This window comes from Flavobacterium sp., from assembly GCF_030146175.1.
Taxonomy (GTDB): Bacteria; Bacteroidota; Bacteroidia; order Flavobacteriales; family Flavobacteriaceae; genus Flavobacterium.
Map to the genome: position 1 here is coordinate 1 of NZ_JASLCE010000017.1, position 15,051 is coordinate 15,051.

The following is a 15,051-nucleotide window of genomic DNA, read 5'->3' on the forward strand; positions in this document are numbered from 1 at the left end:
AATTACTAGAAGCAGGTGTTCACTTCGGACACATGACTAGAAAATGGGATCCAAACATGGCTCCTTACATCTATATGGAGCGTAATGGTATTCACATTATCAACCTATATAAAACTGCAGCTAAAATCGAAGAGGCTAATGAGGCTTTGAAAAAAATCGCTGCATCTGGTAGAAAAGTACTTTTCGTAGCTACCAAAAAACAAGCAAAAGATATCGTTGCAGAAAAAGCTGCAGCAGCAAACATGCCGTACATCACTGAAAGATGGCCAGGTGGTATGTTGACTAACTTCGTAACTATCCGTAAAGCTGTTAAGAAAATGGCTTCTATCGATAAAATGAAGAAAGACGGTACTTTTATGACATTATCTAAAAAAGAACGTTTACAGGTAGATCGTCTTCGTGCAAAACTTGAGAAAAACTTAGGTTCTATTGCCGATATGACCCGATTACCAGCTGCGTTGTTTGTAGTGGATATCAAAGCGGAACACATCGCTGTAAAAGAAGCACAAAAATTAAACATTCCAGTTTTTGCTATGGTAGATACGAACTCTGACCCACGTCAGGTTGAGTATGTTATCCCAGCTAACGATGATGCTTCAAAATCAATCGACAAAGTTTTATCTTTAGTAAGTGGTGCTATCATTGAAGGACTTTCTGACAGAAAATCTGACAAAGAAGAGCAACCAGCTGGAGAAGTAGCAGCTGCTCAAACAGAAGCTACAGCGACTTCATCTGAAGAATAAAAATAACATTATGATAAAGTCGTTATGCTGGTGGATGCTTACTTTTGGGGCGACTATCAACATAACGACTTCATTTTTTTAACCTATAAATTAAACACTTTCAAAATGGCAAATATTACTGCTTCAGACGTAAATAAATTAAGACAAATTACCGGTGCCGGTATGATGGATTGTAAAAAAGCTTTAGTTGAAGCTGATGGAGATTTTGATTTAGCAATCGAAAACCTACGTAAAAAAGGTCAGAAAGTTGCTGCTAACCGTTCTGACAGAGAGTCAACTGAAGGAGCTGTTATCGCTGTTGTTAACGCTGACAAAACTGCTGGTGTTGTGATTTCACTTAACTGTGAGACTGACTTCGTAGGTAAAAACGAAGGTTTCGTAAAATTAGCTACTGATTTAGCTAATCAAGCAATCAACTTCGCTACTAAAGAAGAATTTTTAGCATCTGATTTCAACGGAATCACTGTTGCTGACAAATTGATCGAGCAAACAGGAGTTATCGGAGAGAAAATCGAAATCGGTTCTTTCGAGCGTTTAGAAGGTGCTTTCGTTGGATCTTACATCCACGCTGGTAACAAAATCGCTACATTAGTAGCTTTATCTGCTAACGTTGACGGTGCTGAAGAAGCTTCAAGAAACGTAGCAATGCAAGCGGCTGCTATGGCTCCTATCGCATTAAACGAAGAAGGTGTTGATGCTGCTATCATCGAAAAAGAAATCGAAATCGCTAAAGATTTACTACGTCAGGAAGGAAAACCAGAAGCTATGTTAGACAACATCGCTAAAGGTAAATTAGCACGTTTCTTCAAAGACAACACTTTAGTAAACCAGGATTACATTAAAGAACCAAAAATGAGCGTTACAGAATATGTAAAATCAGTAGACGGATCTTTGATTGTTACAGGTTTCAAAAGAGCTGCTTTAGCATAACAATACCCTTCCGGCTTTACCGGAAAACAATCTTGCCAGCAATGGCAAAACGAACCCCAATCTGCGATTGGGGTTTTATTTTGTTTATTTTACCTCTTAAAACAATACAAAATTGAAAAAAATCATTTCCCTCCTGATCGCAATTTTCTTTTCCGGAATCCTCTCGGCCCAGAACAATAAAAGCCTGTTATGGGAAATTTCCGGAAACGGGCTTTCCAAAAATTCCTATCTCTACGGGACAATGCACCTCAGCGATAAAATCTCCTATCACCTGTCCGATAATTTTTTCACGCACTTACTGGCTGCCGATATGGTTGGTAACGAAAGCGACCCGGAAACCTGGAATGACGCATACGAACTGCTTTCCAATACTACGATCAATATTCAGGACCGCTTTTATTCCGGCTTCTATATGTTCCCGCTAAAAAAACAGGACCTTCAAAACATATTTACCTCGCACAATTATTTCAACAGTCTGTTATCCCGTACCGACAATAAAAAAGTCGATTATCAGGAAAATACCTATCTGGATATGTTTATCTACCAGACCGGACGGAAACACAAGAAAAAAGTTGTAGGACTGGAAGACGCCAAAACCTCATTTCTTTCACTGGCACAGATTAAAACCGACAATTTTGTCCCGAAGGAAGAACACCGGCTGGCCTTATACAAATTACTAAAAAACCGCAGTTTAGCCGACGCCATATCCGAATACTACCGCGAAAAAGACGTCGAAATGCTGGACTCTCTTTACCGGATGATCTTTCCACAAAAAGCTTATGAAGCACTGATCTCTAATCGGAATACGATTATGACCAAAAGTATCGACTCCTTGGTTCACAAGGGAAGTCTTTTTTCGGCTGTAGGAGCGGCACATCTGGGCGGCAAAAAAGGAATCATCAGTATGTTGCGCGATAAAGGCTATCTGGTAACCCCTGTTTTTGGCTCCTTTACCGATGTGGGTAAAAACAAAAAAGAAGCGATAGAAAATTTCTTTATGGCTCCTAAATACAAAATGTCCGGAACCAGCGACAATATGGTACAGTTGCCGTTAACCCCCAATATACTGGAAAATGACAACAACCTGGGCGCTCCCGATTTCACCAATGGTGGCGTGATTAGCATTAAACGGCAAGCACTGAACCTTTTCCTAAAAAAAGACCCAACTGTTTTTAACCCAAAAACAATCGACAGTCTCTTTTTTGAAAACATACCAGGGAAAATACTTGAAAAAAAATATTTTCAAAAAGACAGTATCAGCGGCTACGACATTAAAAACATCACCAAAACCGGCCAAAACCAACACCACCGTTTCTATATTACCCCACTGGAAATAATCACTGTTTCAATGACAGGTCCGGGTAACTATGTACGTCAATACGAAAACGAAGTATTTCCAAACATCAAAATAAAAACCGTACACCAAAACTGGGAAAAAAGCAGCCCTGCTAAAGGTGGCTTTTCGGTAATGCTTCCCCTTTTTAACAGCACTTATGGCAATTCACCCGAAAAGATAAACGATATTCAAATCCAGGCATACGATCCGGCCACAAAAGCCTACTATTTTGTAACCGAAAAAACACTGCACGATTATCGCCTTGAAAATTCGGAATACGAACAAAAACAAATCCATTACGAATTCTATTTACAACAACATATCGATTCGCTGTCGACACATTATGACCAGACCAGACAAAGCTTTGAATCCCGGTCAAAAATAGGCGATCGCGACATCCGGCTTAAAACCTATATATCCGGACAGAAATACTACCTGTTAGGCAGCGTAAACGCAACCGAAAAGGACAACCGCCGTTTCTTCGATTCGTTTCAAATGGAACCTTTCCACTATAATACAACCAATAAGGTCTATACCGATAGTCTTTATTCATTTCAGGTGACCATACCCAAAAAACACAACGGAACCTTGTTCTATAAACCCGATACCGAAAAAAGCAACGAAAAAAATGCCTTTCTTTCAAAATCAGAGAATTACAGTTTAAAATCGGATTCCGGTAAAATTGTAGACCTGTTATACTACCAGTTTCACAAATACGAAAGTGAAATTGGCCTGGATAGTATCCGAACCAGATTCCGGGATTTCTTTTTAAACCGTTATAATGCCGATGATCAGGTAAATGTTGATTTTGATTTTAACGCACACATCCTCTCCAAAAATTCCCTGCTCAACCCACTGCTTTATAGCAGAAAAGGGCTACAACCATCGCTATGGAACGAGATTATGAAAGACAAAGGCGACAGTTATACCCTGCTAAAAGAAACCGAGCAATACGACAAAGAAAAGAACATCCGCGTATTTGAAGCCGTATCATCAAAAGACAATTCCACACAGGCCGTTAAATATAAAGCTGTATTTATGGAAAATGGCTATTACCTGTTACGTGCATTGGTACAAAAGGACTATCACAATGATGATTCATTTATCGAAAAGACATTCCAGTCGTTCAATCCGTTACCATACAAAGCGGAAACCTCAATATTCGACAACAAACTTGAGAGTTTTAGTACCGATGCGCTAAGCACAAACGATACGATCCGTTATTCGGCTCTAAATTCGGTTGACCAGTTAAAAATTACCGACAGGGATTTTCAAACCCTAAAAGATTTTTTAAACCATTTTGAATTCCGTGACAACGAAACTTCAGCACTAATCGAACTGCTAAACAAAATCGGTGCCTTGGAAAACAACAGCAGTATAAACCTGTTGGAAACCTTTTATAAAAAACCCGATACCAAAACATCGGTACAACTGGCCATACTTAACGTATTGGCACAGCGAAAATCAAAAGCGGGTTATAAAAAAATACTGGAATTACTAGATTACGACCTTCCGCTTTCGGATAACGTGGATGACATCAGCACCTTGTTTTACTATTTTAACCTGGACCTGAACGGTAGCAAAATCCTGTTTCCCGAACTATTCCGTTATTACACTATAAAAGAATACAGCACGCCGGTCCTGTCACTGTTTAACAATATGCTCGACGAAGGTCTTATCCAACCAGGTAAAATGAAAAATTACCACAATAACATTGCAGCCAATGCCAAACTGGAATACAAACGACTGCTAAGCTGGATCGAAAAAAACAAGGAAGTGGAAGACGAAGCCGATTACGAAACAGAGGCACCGTCCGAAAACCTGATCTTACATATCAACAGTATTTATCATTCGCAAAACAACAAAAACACGTTGCAGTTATTACAAAAAATCAAGGCATTAAACCTGACCGAAGTGGACATTGAACTGGCTCGTCTGGATGCCATCAACAACAGGCTGAGCAGCGAACAAACAGATGATTTGCTGCAAAATCCTAAAACCAACTTTGTAACCCTGCAATTGCTGGCCAACAAAAAAGATTTCTCCTTTTCAGATCGCTTTACCGATGAAGAAATCGCAACATCGGCCCTACTAAATCTTGAAAACCTGACCGAAAATGATTCCCTTTCACTACTTGAAAAAAGAATAATTGAAAACAACGGTAAGAAAATAAGCTATTATTTTTATCAGTTGATCAAGGCTAAAAAAGACGACGAAAACACCAGCAAGCAGCTGCTTCCAATCGCGTTTATCCATAACGGGGAACGTATTAATGTACAAGCCTACCGGATTTTTGAAAAGACCGAGATCATCGACACCGAAAAATTACCTTCACAGTATAAAACCATTATTGAACAATCGCTGAACGAAAATCATTTCAGGGCGAGTTTCCGGAAAGTCGAAGACAATGCCACCTCCTTTTATCAGGAATACTAAACAAAAAGCAACCGTAATCCGGTTGCTTTTTTTATGTTTCCGCAATTCACAAATTCATTAACTTTGAAAATACAATAAAACACTACTCCAAAATGTTTAAAACAAAAAGGGATCTCGTATATATCATCTTAGCCGGGATCTTTATAGCCAATGCCGTTGTAGCCGAATTAACCGGTGGAAAACTGATACAGATAGGACCTTTTATTATGAGTATCGGAATTATTCCGTGGCCTGTGGTATTTATCACCACCGACTTGATCAACGAGCATTTCGGCCGTGATGGCGTTAAAAAATTATCGTTTATCACCGCCGGACTTATCGCCTATTGTTTGCTAATCCTTTTCGTAGCCATACAAATTCCGGCCGCCAAAGGCATCAGTACCGTAACCGACGAACAATTTAAAACGGTATTCGGACAAGGCGTCTGGATTATGATCGCCAGTATTATCGCCTTTCTCGTTTCGCAGCTCATTGACGTATCCATATTCTGGTTTTTACGCAATAAAACCGGAAAAAAGATGATCTGGCTCCGAAGTACCGGTTCAACCGTAATTTCGCAGTTATTCGACAGTTTTATCGTTTCCGGTATCGCCTTCTGGATGACCGGTAAAATTACCACTGCCGAATACATCAATATGGCCACAACCGGCTATACTTTTAAATTGATCATCGCTATTTGCTTAACGCCGATGATTTATTTAGGACACTATATAATCGAAAAATATTTATCAGAAGACCCAATATCCGATGGAGACTAAAGAACGATGCGGATGGTGCAAAAACGATGCGCTATACGAAAAATATCACGACGAAGAATGGGGCGTACCCGTTTACGAAGATCAGAAACTGTTTGAATTTCTGATATTGGAAACCTTTCAGGCCGGCTTAAGCTGGATTACCATTTTACGAAAACGGGAAAACTTCCGTGAAGCCTTTGATCAATTCGATTATAAAATCGTTGCGCAATACACCGAAGAAAAAATACAGGAGTTACTGGAAAATCCGGGCATCATTCGCAACAAACTTAAAGTCCGAGCAGCCGTTTCCAATGCACAGGCTTTTATGCAGGTTCAACAGGAATTTGGCAGTTTTTCCAAGTATATCTGGGGATTTACCGGCGGTGGACCGATAGTAAATACCCGCACAACCTTGCGCGATATTCCGGCTACTACACCCCTATCCGATCAGATCAGTAAAGACCTCAAAAAACGAGGCTTTAAGTTTGTCGGATCAACAGTCGTTTATGCGCATATGCAAGCTACCGGTATGGTAAACGATCATATTGAAAGCTGCTGGAAACGTAGCTAATCCATACGTATCCGAATGTTAAATCCGTACTTTCCGGATTTACATTTCAAATTAAACATTACATTTGCTTCACTTTAGGGGTGTCTATATACCATATAGGCTGAGATTTTACCCTTTGAACCTGATCCAGTTCATACTGGCGTAGGGAAAAGTGCAATGACTTCATTCTATGTAGCCATTCCTAAAGTGTATACCTATATCACAACTTTAAGGAATGGAAATCACAATCAACAATCAACCCGTAACAGTACCCGACGGTCTAACCGTACAGGATTTGCTATATCGCGAACTTCTCGGTAAGCAAAACGGTATTGCTCTTGCCATTAACAACACGGTTATTCCCAAAACCGAATGGCACAACCACTACATCACCGAAAACGATCACATCTTGATCATTTCTGCAACCCAGGGAGGATGATAACTTGCTAAACACTACATAAAATGAACGAAAACCAACACGAAATTTCAAGAACACCGTTTCCGAATTCAACAAAAGTCTATATCCCGGGTGAAATTCATCCGATTAAAGTCGCCATGCGCGAAATTTCCTTACACGATACCAAGCTGAGTAATGGCGGTAGCGAGCACAATCCGCCAGTAACGGTTTACGACACCAGTGGTCCATATACCGATCCCAACGTAGCAATCGATGTTCGAAAAGGACTCGAACGCCTGCGCGAACAATGGATACTTGACCGTAACGATGTTGAAATCTTGGATTCCGTAAGTTCCGACTATGGGAAAGAACGTCTCAACAACCCGAAACTGGATCATTTGCGTTTTGAATACCTACACCAACCCAAACGCGCCAAAGCCGGACACAATGTAAGTCAGCTACACTACGCTAAAAAAGGTATTATTACTCCGGAAATGGAATATATCGCCATTCGCGAAAACCAACGTATCGAACAACTAAACGCACAAACGGCCGCCATGCAACAGCAGCATAGCGGAGAGAGTTTTGGAGCCAATACACCCAAAAAACACATCACCCCGGAATTTGTCCGTAGTGAAGTTGCCACAGGTCGGGCGATTATCCCAAACAACATCAACCATCCGGAAAGCGAACCCATGATTGTAGGCCGAAACTTTTTGGTTAAAATCAACGCTAACATTGGTAATAGTGCCGTGACTTCGAGCATTGAAGAAGAAGTCGAAAAAGCCGTATGGGCGTGTCGTTGGGGCGCCGATACGATTATGGACTTATCTACCGGAAAAAACATTCACGAAACCCGCGAATGGATTATCCGAAATTCCCCGGTTCCGATTGGTACCGTACCTATTTATCAGGCCCTGGAAAAAGTAAAAGGCATCGCCGAAGACCTGACCTGGGAAATTTTCAGAGATACTTTGATTGAACAGGCCGAACAAGGCGTTTCCTACTTTACCATTCATGCCGGCGTACTATTGCGTTATATTCACCTAACCGCAAATCGCGTAACCGGAATTGTATCCCGAGGTGGTTCCATCATGGCCAAATGGTGTTTGTTTCATCATAAAGAAAACTTCCTGTATACCCATTTCGAAGAAATCTGCGAAATCATGAAAGCCTACGACGTTGCTTTTTCCCTTGGCGACGGACTACGTCCCGGATCGATTGCCGATGCCAATGATGCCGCACAATTTGCCGAACTGGAAACCCTGGGCGAACTAACCAAGATTGCCTGGAAACACGATGTACAGGTTTTCATAGAAGGCCCGGGACACGTGCCAATGCACATGATCAAAGAAAATATGGACAAGCAACTGGAACATTGTGCCGAAGCGCCATTCTATACCTTAGGCCCATTGACCACCGATATTGCTCCAGGATATGATCATATTACATCCGCGATTGGTGCCGCGATGATAGGTTGGTATGGAACCGCCATGCTGTGTTATGTGACCCCAAAAGAACACCTCGGATTACCGAACAAAAAAGACGTAAAAGACGGTGTAATCACTTATAAAATTGCCGCCCATGCCGCCGATTTGGCCAAAGGACATCCGGGCGCGCAGTACCGGGACAATGCCCTAAGCAAAGCCCGATTTGAATTCCGTTGGGAAGATCAGTTTAATCTGGCATTAGATCCGGACACCGCTCGGGAATTCCACGATGAAACCCTTCCGGCCGATGGTGCAAAAGTGGCGCATTTCTGTTCGATGTGTGGTCCAAAATTCTGCTCAATGAAGATCTCCCAGGAAATCCGCGAGGTGGCTGAAAAAGGGATGCAGGAAAAATCGGAAGAGTTTATCGAAAACGGAAAAGAAATCTATCTGTAGTCATGATTGTAATTACCAGTCCGGATAGCGTAACAAACGAATTTGATATTATATCGGAAATGTTTCAGGAGGGATTATCCCTTTTACATATCCGAAAACCGGATTTTTCGATAACCGAAATGCAACAGTATCTCGATCGGCTTCCTATTTTATTTCGGCATAAACTGGTATTACACCAACACCATGAACTCGCGGAAGCTTTCGGAATTAACCGGATTCATATTCGGGAATCGGATCGCGCTACACCTGACAGGTTTCCAAAACCTGTCAGGTGTTACTACTCAACGGGAACACATACCGTTAAAGAGTTTAACAACTTGCAAGACCATTACACCTATGCATTTCTAAGTCCGGTTTTTAAGAGTATCTCCAAACCCGGTTATCAATCGTCTGAAAATCTATTGGAAACCATCAAAAACAGAACTAATCACAATACAAAACTGATTGCTTTGGGCGGAATCACAATTTCAAACATGGCATTGGCAATGGAAAGTGGTTTTGACACTATCGCACTGTTGGGAACGCTCTGGAACAGTCCTGATCCGGTAAAAAACTTCCGGGAATGCCTGCACCATTACAACACTATCAAAAACTAACGATTTATGTTTTCTAAACTCCAGTATATCTCACAAGGCGACACTTTAAACGAACAATTGCACCATATCGAATCCGTACTCGATAATGGCGGCCAATGGATCCAATTGCGCTTTAAAAACGGAACCGAAAAAGAACAGTGTCTTTTAGCGGAATCCGTTAAAAAAAGCTGTTTGCAATACAATGCGACGTTAATTATCAATGACAATGTCGAAATCGCAAAGCAAATCGACGCCGATGGTGTTCACCTCGGATTGGACGATATGGCCGTCTCCAAAGCCCGACAACTTCTCGGCACCGACAAAATAATAGGTGGTACCGCAAACACCTTACAACAGGTATTCCAACGCTACCACGAAAAATGCGATTATATCGGTTTGGGACCATTCCGTTTTACGACCACCAAACAAAAATTAAGTCCGCTATTAGGCCTTAGTGGGTATTCCGACATATTGCAATCGTTAACCCAACAACACTACAACATCCCGGTATATGCCATAGGCGGTATCACTTTAACCGATGTTGATGCGCTACTTGAAACCGGCATTCACGGTATCGCCGTTTCAGGAATGATCAGTAAACATCCGAATCCAAAACAACTACTCACCCAACTCAATCAAAAACTATATGGAACCCTTTAAACTGGCTGATAAAACCTTTCGTTCCCGTTTATTTTTAGGCACCGGAAAATTCGGATCGACAGCCCAAATGGAAGCCGCAATTCTTGCTTCGGAAAGCGAATTGGTAACCGTAGCCTTAAAACGTGTGGATTTACAAAAGGAAACCGACACCCTTTTAACGGCCTTACAACACAAACACATTCACCTTTTACCGAACACTTCCGGTGCACGGAATGCGAAAGAAGCCGTACTGGCCGCACAACTGGCCCGCGAAGCCTTGGAAACCAACTGGCTGAAACTGGAAATACATCCCGATCCGAAATACCTGTTACCCGATCCGATCGAAACGCTAAAAGCAACCGAAGAGCTGGCCAAACTTGGCTTTGTAATTCTCCCTTATATTCATGCTGATCCGGTGTTGTGTAAACGACTGGAAGATGCCGGAACCGCCGCCGTAATGCCATTAGGCGCACCGATTGGAAGCAACAAAGGACTTAAAACGCTCGACTTTCTGGAAATCATTATCGAACAAAGCAAGGTTCCCGTTATTGTCGATGCCGGAATAGGCGCCCCATCGGATGCGGCAAAAGCAATGGAGCTCGGAGCCGATGCCGTTTTAGTCAATACGGCAATCGCTGTGGCCGGAAATCCGGAACGAATGGCAGAAGCTTTTAAAGAAGCCGTAATCGCCGGACGCAAAGCCTACGAAGCCCGTTTGGCCCCTATCGTATCTAACGCAGCTGCATCGAGTCCGCTGACTTCTTTTTTATATGAATAAACCAGTTATGAAAAAAACATTCAAATCTGTTTTCGAGACGTATGACTGGAATACGGTTCAGGCAAAAATTTACCAAACCCAGGCCGATCGTGTCGAACAAGCCTTAGCAAACACCAAACGAAATCTGGACGATTTTATCGCTTTGATATCCCCGGCGGCACAACCCTATCTGGAACAAATGGCACAGATAAGTCACAATCTGACCAAAAAACGCTTTGGAAAAACGATTCAGATGTATGCACCGATGTACCTGAGTAATGAATGTCAGAATATCTGTACCTATTGTGGCTTTAGTTTTGACAACAAACTCAAACGGCGTACGCTCACCGCAACTGAAATCACTCAGGAAACCGTTGTTTTAAAAGAAATGGGATTTGATCATGTATTATTAGTCACCGGGGAAGCCAACTATACGGTAAACATCGATTACTTTTTAAAAGCCATCGCACAGATCAAACCGGATTTTTCGAATATCTCCGTAGAAGTACAACCGCTTTCGGAAACCGAATACCGACAATTGCACGACGCGGGTGTTTACTCCGTACTCGTGTACCAGGAAACCTACCATCGGGACGTTTACAAACAGTACCATCCCAAAGGCAAGAAATCAAACTTTGACTTCCGACTTGAAACACCCGATCGGATCGGAACGGCCGGTATCCATAAAATCGGACTTGGCGTACTGTTAGGTCTGGAAGACTGGCGAACGGATAGTTTTTTTAATGCGCTCCACCTCGATTATTTACAACGAACCTACTGGCAAAGCAAATTTTCGGTTTCCTTTCCGCGACTACGTCCGGCTGAAGGCATTATCGAACCTAACTTTATCATGGACGACCGCGATCTGACACAGCTTATTTGTGCGTATCGCCTTTGGAATGAAGACCTGGAACTTTCGATTTCCACCCGGGAAAATGAAAGATTCCGAGACAATATTATACCGATTGGCGTTACCAGTATGAGTGCCGGATCAAAAACCAATCCCGGTGGTTATGCCGTCGATCCGCAATCGCTGGAACAATTTGAAACCAGTGACGAACGTCCGGCCAACATTATCGCACAAATCATTACAACCAAAGGCTACGAACCCGTTTGGAAAGACTGGGATAACAGTTACAACTAATTAAAACATGATCACAATACAGGATTTTTTACGATACAACCGTCAAATGCTCCTACCGGAAATTGGCGAAGCGGGTCAGTTACGGTTAAAAAACGCTAAAGTACTGGTTATCGGCGCGGGTGGTTTGGGTTGCCCGATCTTGCAATACCTCGCCACAGCCGGTGTGGGTACATTGGGAATTATCGATTTTGACACGGTAGAAATTCACAACCTTCACCGTCAGATTTTATATACGGAAGCAGACATTGATCAACCAAAAGCAGAAATCGCATCTGCTGTAATCCGGCAATTAAACCCGGAAATCAACTGCCTCGTTTTTAATGAAAAACTAACCGCTGCAAATGCGAATTCCATTTTACTGAATTTTGATGTGATTGTCGATGGTTGCGATAATTTTGCGACGCGATACCTAGTAAATGATACTTGCGTTGCTTTGGAAAAACCACTGGTTTATGGTAGTATTTTAAAATTTGAAGGGCAACTGGCGGTTTTTAATCATAACGGAAGTAAACAACTTCGCGATTTGTTTCCGGAACCACCCGATCCGAAAGATGTACCCAATTGTAGTTTGAATGGCGTAATGGGTACGCTACCCGGAATTATCGGTACGATGATGACCCATGAAACCCTGAAGCTGATCATCGGTTTACCGACCTTGCAAAACGAGCTGGTTCTCTTTAATACCTTGTCGTGGCAGTTTACGAAATTGAGCTTTTAATTTTTTACACTTGATAGTTTTTCACACCTGACAGGTTTTGGAAACCTGTCAGGTGTACACATTACAACAAATAAAAAAAGCTGTCTTTAAACAGCTTTTCTACTCTTTAGTACTTTCATAAAACTTTCGCGGTTCACTTCGAAAGCGCCCAGGCTTTCCAAATGTTCGTTATAAACCTGACAATCCAGTAACAGATAATTATTCGCTTTTAGATATTCCACCAATTTGATAAAAGCCACTTTCGAGGCATTGGACACTTTGGCAAACATACTCTCGCCACAAAAGATATGGCCAAGATCCACGCCATATAATCCGCCAACCAATTGCTCGTCCTGCCAGACTTCAACCGATTGCGCATGTCCCAATTCGTGAAGTTTGCAATAGGCTTCAATCATATCGCCGGTAATCCAGGTACCGTTTTGCCCTTCGCGTTTTATTGACTGACAATTGGAAATCACCGCCCGAAAATCGCGGTTAAAGGTTACCGTAAAAATATTCCGGTTTAGGACATTCCGCATACTTTTTGAAATGTTCAACTCATCCAAAAGCAGCACCATTCTCGGATCGGGCGCCCACCAGGTAATCGGTTCCCCATCTTCAAACCAGGGAAATATTCCGGAATTATAGGCCAATAGCAATCGTTCGGTCGACAAATCGCCACCAACGGCCAGGATACCGGAAAAATCCGTTTCGGTTACCGGAGGAAAATAAAGTTCTTTGGTTAAAAAATACATGGTCTATAAAAAACAAATCCTGATAGTGCTAACTTTCAGGATTTTTATTTTTGGATTAGAACGGTAAATCGTCGTGCTCTTCTTCGTTAAAATTGGAGGCCGGTTCAAAAGCATCGGCTGCCGGAACCGAAGGCATTGGTTGCGCATAACCTGCCGGCGCTTCCGCCTGCATTCTTTCGATACGCCATCCCTGGATCGTATTAAAATATTTCGCTTCACCCTGTGGATTCACCCACTCTCTACCTCTTAGGTTAATCGATACTTTAACCTGTTCTCCTACTTTATAACTATCCAGTAATTCACATTTATCCTGAGTAAACTCAACCATAATATGTTGTGGATATTGCTCTTCTGTAGTTACAACCAACTCTCTCTTTTTAAAACTGGCACTGATTTGCTGTGTTCCGTTAATCACTTTTATTTTCCCTGTAACTTCCATAGTAAAAATATTAATTGTTTTTATAGTGAGGTTTATTACTAAACCGTCTTATTATTTTTTAGACAAAAGCACCTTCCATGCGGTGGCAACTTCGTTATTATCCAGATATTCTTTAGCCATCTGGTGTTTTTTGGTTTCATCGTCGGCACTAATCACCGCTTTTACGCCAAAATCTTCTTTTACAAAGATAGCGATATCTTCGTCGGTTGGTAACGCTTCCACATTTCCTAATTTTCCAAGATCATTCCCGTCGAAAACCGGACTTTCTTTAATAAATTCCGGAATCGCATCAACGCCAATTCCCAATGTAGTAAGCGGTTTTTCCACTTCAAAAAGTCCCATATTGGCTCTGGAATACCAGTTTCCGCCCATTCGGGATACCAAGTCGATTTTATGTTGATCAATCGCTCCGTTTTCGTCCAGTATCGCTTCGTCCACATGGATTTTCACCACTTCACAAATGATCAGATTACCAGCACCGCCTTCGGTTCCCAATTTGACGATATCGTTTACCTTACATTCAAACTGTACCGGACTTTCGCCCACGCGATACGGTTTTACCACATCCGAAGGAACCATCGTTAATCCGGATTTCAAAAACTCATTTACACCATCTCCGTATTCGGTACTCGATAAGGATGCCTGTTGTACAATCGGGTAGTTTACGATATTGATCACCACTTCTCCGGTTTGTTCCGCGTTGAGTAAAGTATGCTTAACGGTATTGTTACGCACTCTTCTTGCCGGTGAAAAAATCAGTATCGGCGGATTGGAACTAAACACATTAAAAAAGCTGAACGGTGATAAATTCGGATTTCCGTTTTCATCCATTGTACTGGCAAAAGCAATAGGTCTTGGCCCAACAGCACCTTGCAAATACGCTTGTAATTTCATCGGATTTAACTCCTTTGGATCGACACTAAGCATGGTTGTAAAAGTTTTGACAAATATACTTTTTTAGCCGGAATCAAAACACAAAACCGATCAGATAATCCGGAAAATTTGATCCCGACAGAGCATTTCCCAATCT

15 protein-coding genes and 1 riboswitch are annotated in these 15,051 nt (G+C 41.9%); of the genes, 12 read left to right on the forward strand and 3 right to left on the reverse strand.

Features of this window, described 5'->3' with window-relative positions:
* The 12 genes from rpsB to Q1R07_RS01770 form a co-directional block, all read left to right on the forward strand.
* Positions 1-743: 30S ribosomal protein S2 (gene rpsB, locus Q1R07_RS01715; protein WP_300485333.1), on the forward strand; the 743-nt coding region annotated here is incomplete at its 5' end.
* 105 nt (positions 744-848) lie between these two features.
* Entirely contained in the window at positions 849-1,673 is an 825-nt protein-coding gene (gene tsf / locus Q1R07_RS01720) for a translation elongation factor Ts (RefSeq protein ID WP_300485335.1), read from the forward strand.
* A gap of 112 nt (positions 1,674-1,785) precedes the next feature.
* Entirely contained in the window at positions 1,786-5,445 is a 3,660-nt protein-coding gene (locus Q1R07_RS01725) for a TraB/GumN family protein (protein ID WP_300485337.1), read from the forward strand.
* 92 nt (positions 5,446-5,537) lie between these two features.
* The gene (locus tag Q1R07_RS01730) at positions 5,538-6,203 is read left to right on the forward strand and encodes a queuosine precursor transporter (protein WP_256552298.1); all 666 of its coding nucleotides are present in this window, start codon (positions 5,538-5,540) and stop codon (positions 6,201-6,203) included.
* Positions 6,193-6,753, forward strand: coding sequence for a DNA-3-methyladenine glycosylase I (locus tag Q1R07_RS01735; protein ID WP_300485340.1), 561 nt, complete (start codon positions 6,193-6,195; stop codon positions 6,751-6,753). Before Q1R07_RS01730 ends, Q1R07_RS01735 begins: the two co-directional genes overlap by 11 nt.
* A 66-nt stretch (positions 6,754-6,819) precedes the next feature.
* Positions 6,820-6,918, forward strand: a riboswitch (TPP riboswitch).
* Between the two features lie 49 nt (positions 6,919-6,967).
* The gene (thiS, locus tag Q1R07_RS01740; RefSeq protein WP_300485341.1) at positions 6,968-7,171 is read left to right on the forward strand and encodes a sulfur carrier protein ThiS; all 204 of its coding nucleotides are present in this window, start codon (positions 6,968-6,970) and stop codon (positions 7,169-7,171) included.
* A 23-nt stretch (positions 7,172-7,194) separates the two neighbouring features.
* The gene (thiC, locus tag Q1R07_RS01745) at positions 7,195-9,015 is read left to right on the forward strand and encodes a phosphomethylpyrimidine synthase ThiC (RefSeq protein ID WP_300485342.1); all 1,821 of its coding nucleotides are present in this window, start codon (positions 7,195-7,197) and stop codon (positions 9,013-9,015) included.
* 2 nt (positions 9,016-9,017) lie between these two features.
* Positions 9,018-9,611, forward strand: a complete 594-nt coding sequence (locus Q1R07_RS01750; protein WP_300485345.1) for a thiamine phosphate synthase — start codon at positions 9,018-9,020, stop codon at positions 9,609-9,611.
* A 6-nt stretch (positions 9,612-9,617) separates the two neighbouring features.
* Positions 9,618-10,250 (forward strand): thiamine phosphate synthase, encoded by a 633-nt coding sequence (locus tag Q1R07_RS01755; RefSeq protein WP_300485347.1) that lies wholly within the window; start codon positions 9,618-9,620, stop codon positions 10,248-10,250.
* Positions 10,237-11,007 carry a thiazole synthase gene (locus Q1R07_RS01760; RefSeq protein WP_300485350.1) on the forward strand — a complete coding sequence of 257 codons (771 nt, stop codon included), beginning with the start codon at positions 10,237-10,239 and terminating at the stop codon, positions 11,005-11,007. The genes Q1R07_RS01755 and Q1R07_RS01760 overlap by 14 nt, the downstream gene beginning before the upstream one ends.
* Before the next feature lie 7 nt (positions 11,008-11,014).
* Positions 11,015-12,130: a 2-iminoacetate synthase ThiH gene (gene thiH, locus Q1R07_RS01765; protein WP_300485352.1), complete on the forward strand. Its 1,116-nt coding sequence runs from the start codon at positions 11,015-11,017 to the stop codon at positions 12,128-12,130.
* A 7-nt stretch (positions 12,131-12,137) separates the two neighbouring features.
* A complete protein-coding gene (locus tag Q1R07_RS01770) occupies positions 12,138-12,848 on the forward strand; it encodes a HesA/MoeB/ThiF family protein (RefSeq protein WP_300485354.1) in 711 nt (236 codons plus the stop codon).
* A gap of 86 nt (positions 12,849-12,934) precedes the next feature.
* Here Q1R07_RS01770 and aat read toward each other — a convergent pair whose 3' ends face one another.
* From aat to Q1R07_RS01785, 3 genes are read right to left on the reverse strand one after another with little or no spacing between them, the layout of a single operon-like run.
* The gene (gene aat, locus Q1R07_RS01775; RefSeq protein ID WP_300485356.1) at positions 12,935-13,582 is read right to left on the reverse strand and encodes a leucyl/phenylalanyl-tRNA--protein transferase; all 648 of its coding nucleotides are present in this window, start codon (positions 13,580-13,582) and stop codon (positions 12,935-12,937) included.
* Positions 13,583-13,637: 55 nt separating this feature from the next.
* On the reverse strand, positions 13,638-14,021 hold the full coding sequence (locus Q1R07_RS01780) for a DUF3127 domain-containing protein (protein WP_136403791.1): 384 nt from the start codon (positions 14,019-14,021) through the stop codon (positions 13,638-13,640).
* 51 nt (positions 14,022-14,072) lie between these two features.
* Entirely contained in the window at positions 14,073-14,948 is an 876-nt protein-coding gene (locus tag Q1R07_RS01785; RefSeq protein WP_300485361.1) for a flavin reductase family protein, read from the reverse strand.
* Positions 14,949-15,051 lie beyond the last annotated feature (103 nt).

Coding starts and splice junctions, on each gene's coding strand:
- tsf (WP_300485335.1), top strand. CDS start 849: ATGGCAAATATTACTGCTTCAGACGTAAATAAATTAAGACAAATTACC.
- Q1R07_RS01730 (WP_256552298.1), top strand. CDS start 5,538: ATGTTTAAAACAAAAAGGGATCTCGTATATATCATCTTAGCCGGGATC.
- Q1R07_RS01735 (WP_300485340.1), top strand. CDS start 6,193: ATGGAGACTAAAGAACGATGCGGATGGTGCAAAAACGATGCGCTATAC.
- thiS (WP_300485341.1), top strand. CDS start 6,968: ATGGAAATCACAATCAACAATCAACCCGTAACAGTACCCGACGGTCTA.
- thiC (WP_300485342.1), top strand. CDS start 7,195: ATGAACGAAAACCAACACGAAATTTCAAGAACACCGTTTCCGAATTCA.
- Q1R07_RS01750 (WP_300485345.1), top strand. CDS start 9,018: ATGATTGTAATTACCAGTCCGGATAGCGTAACAAACGAATTTGATATT.
- Q1R07_RS01755 (WP_300485347.1), top strand. CDS start 9,618: ATGTTTTCTAAACTCCAGTATATCTCACAAGGCGACACTTTAAACGAA.
- Q1R07_RS01760 (WP_300485350.1), top strand. CDS start 10,237: ATGGAACCCTTTAAACTGGCTGATAAAACCTTTCGTTCCCGTTTATTT.
- thiH (WP_300485352.1), top strand. CDS start 11,015: ATGAAAAAAACATTCAAATCTGTTTTCGAGACGTATGACTGGAATACG.
- Q1R07_RS01770 (WP_300485354.1), top strand. CDS start 12,138: ATGATCACAATACAGGATTTTTTACGATACAACCGTCAAATGCTCCTA.
- aat (WP_300485356.1), bottom strand. CDS start 13,582: ATGTATTTTTTAACCAAAGAACTTTATTTTCCTCCGGTAACCGAAACG.
- Q1R07_RS01780 (WP_136403791.1), bottom strand. CDS start 14,021: ATGGAAGTTACAGGGAAAATAAAAGTGATTAACGGAACACAGCAAATC.
- Q1R07_RS01785 (WP_300485361.1), bottom strand. CDS start 14,948: ATGCTTAGTGTCGATCCAAAGGAGTTAAATCCGATGAAATTACAAGCG.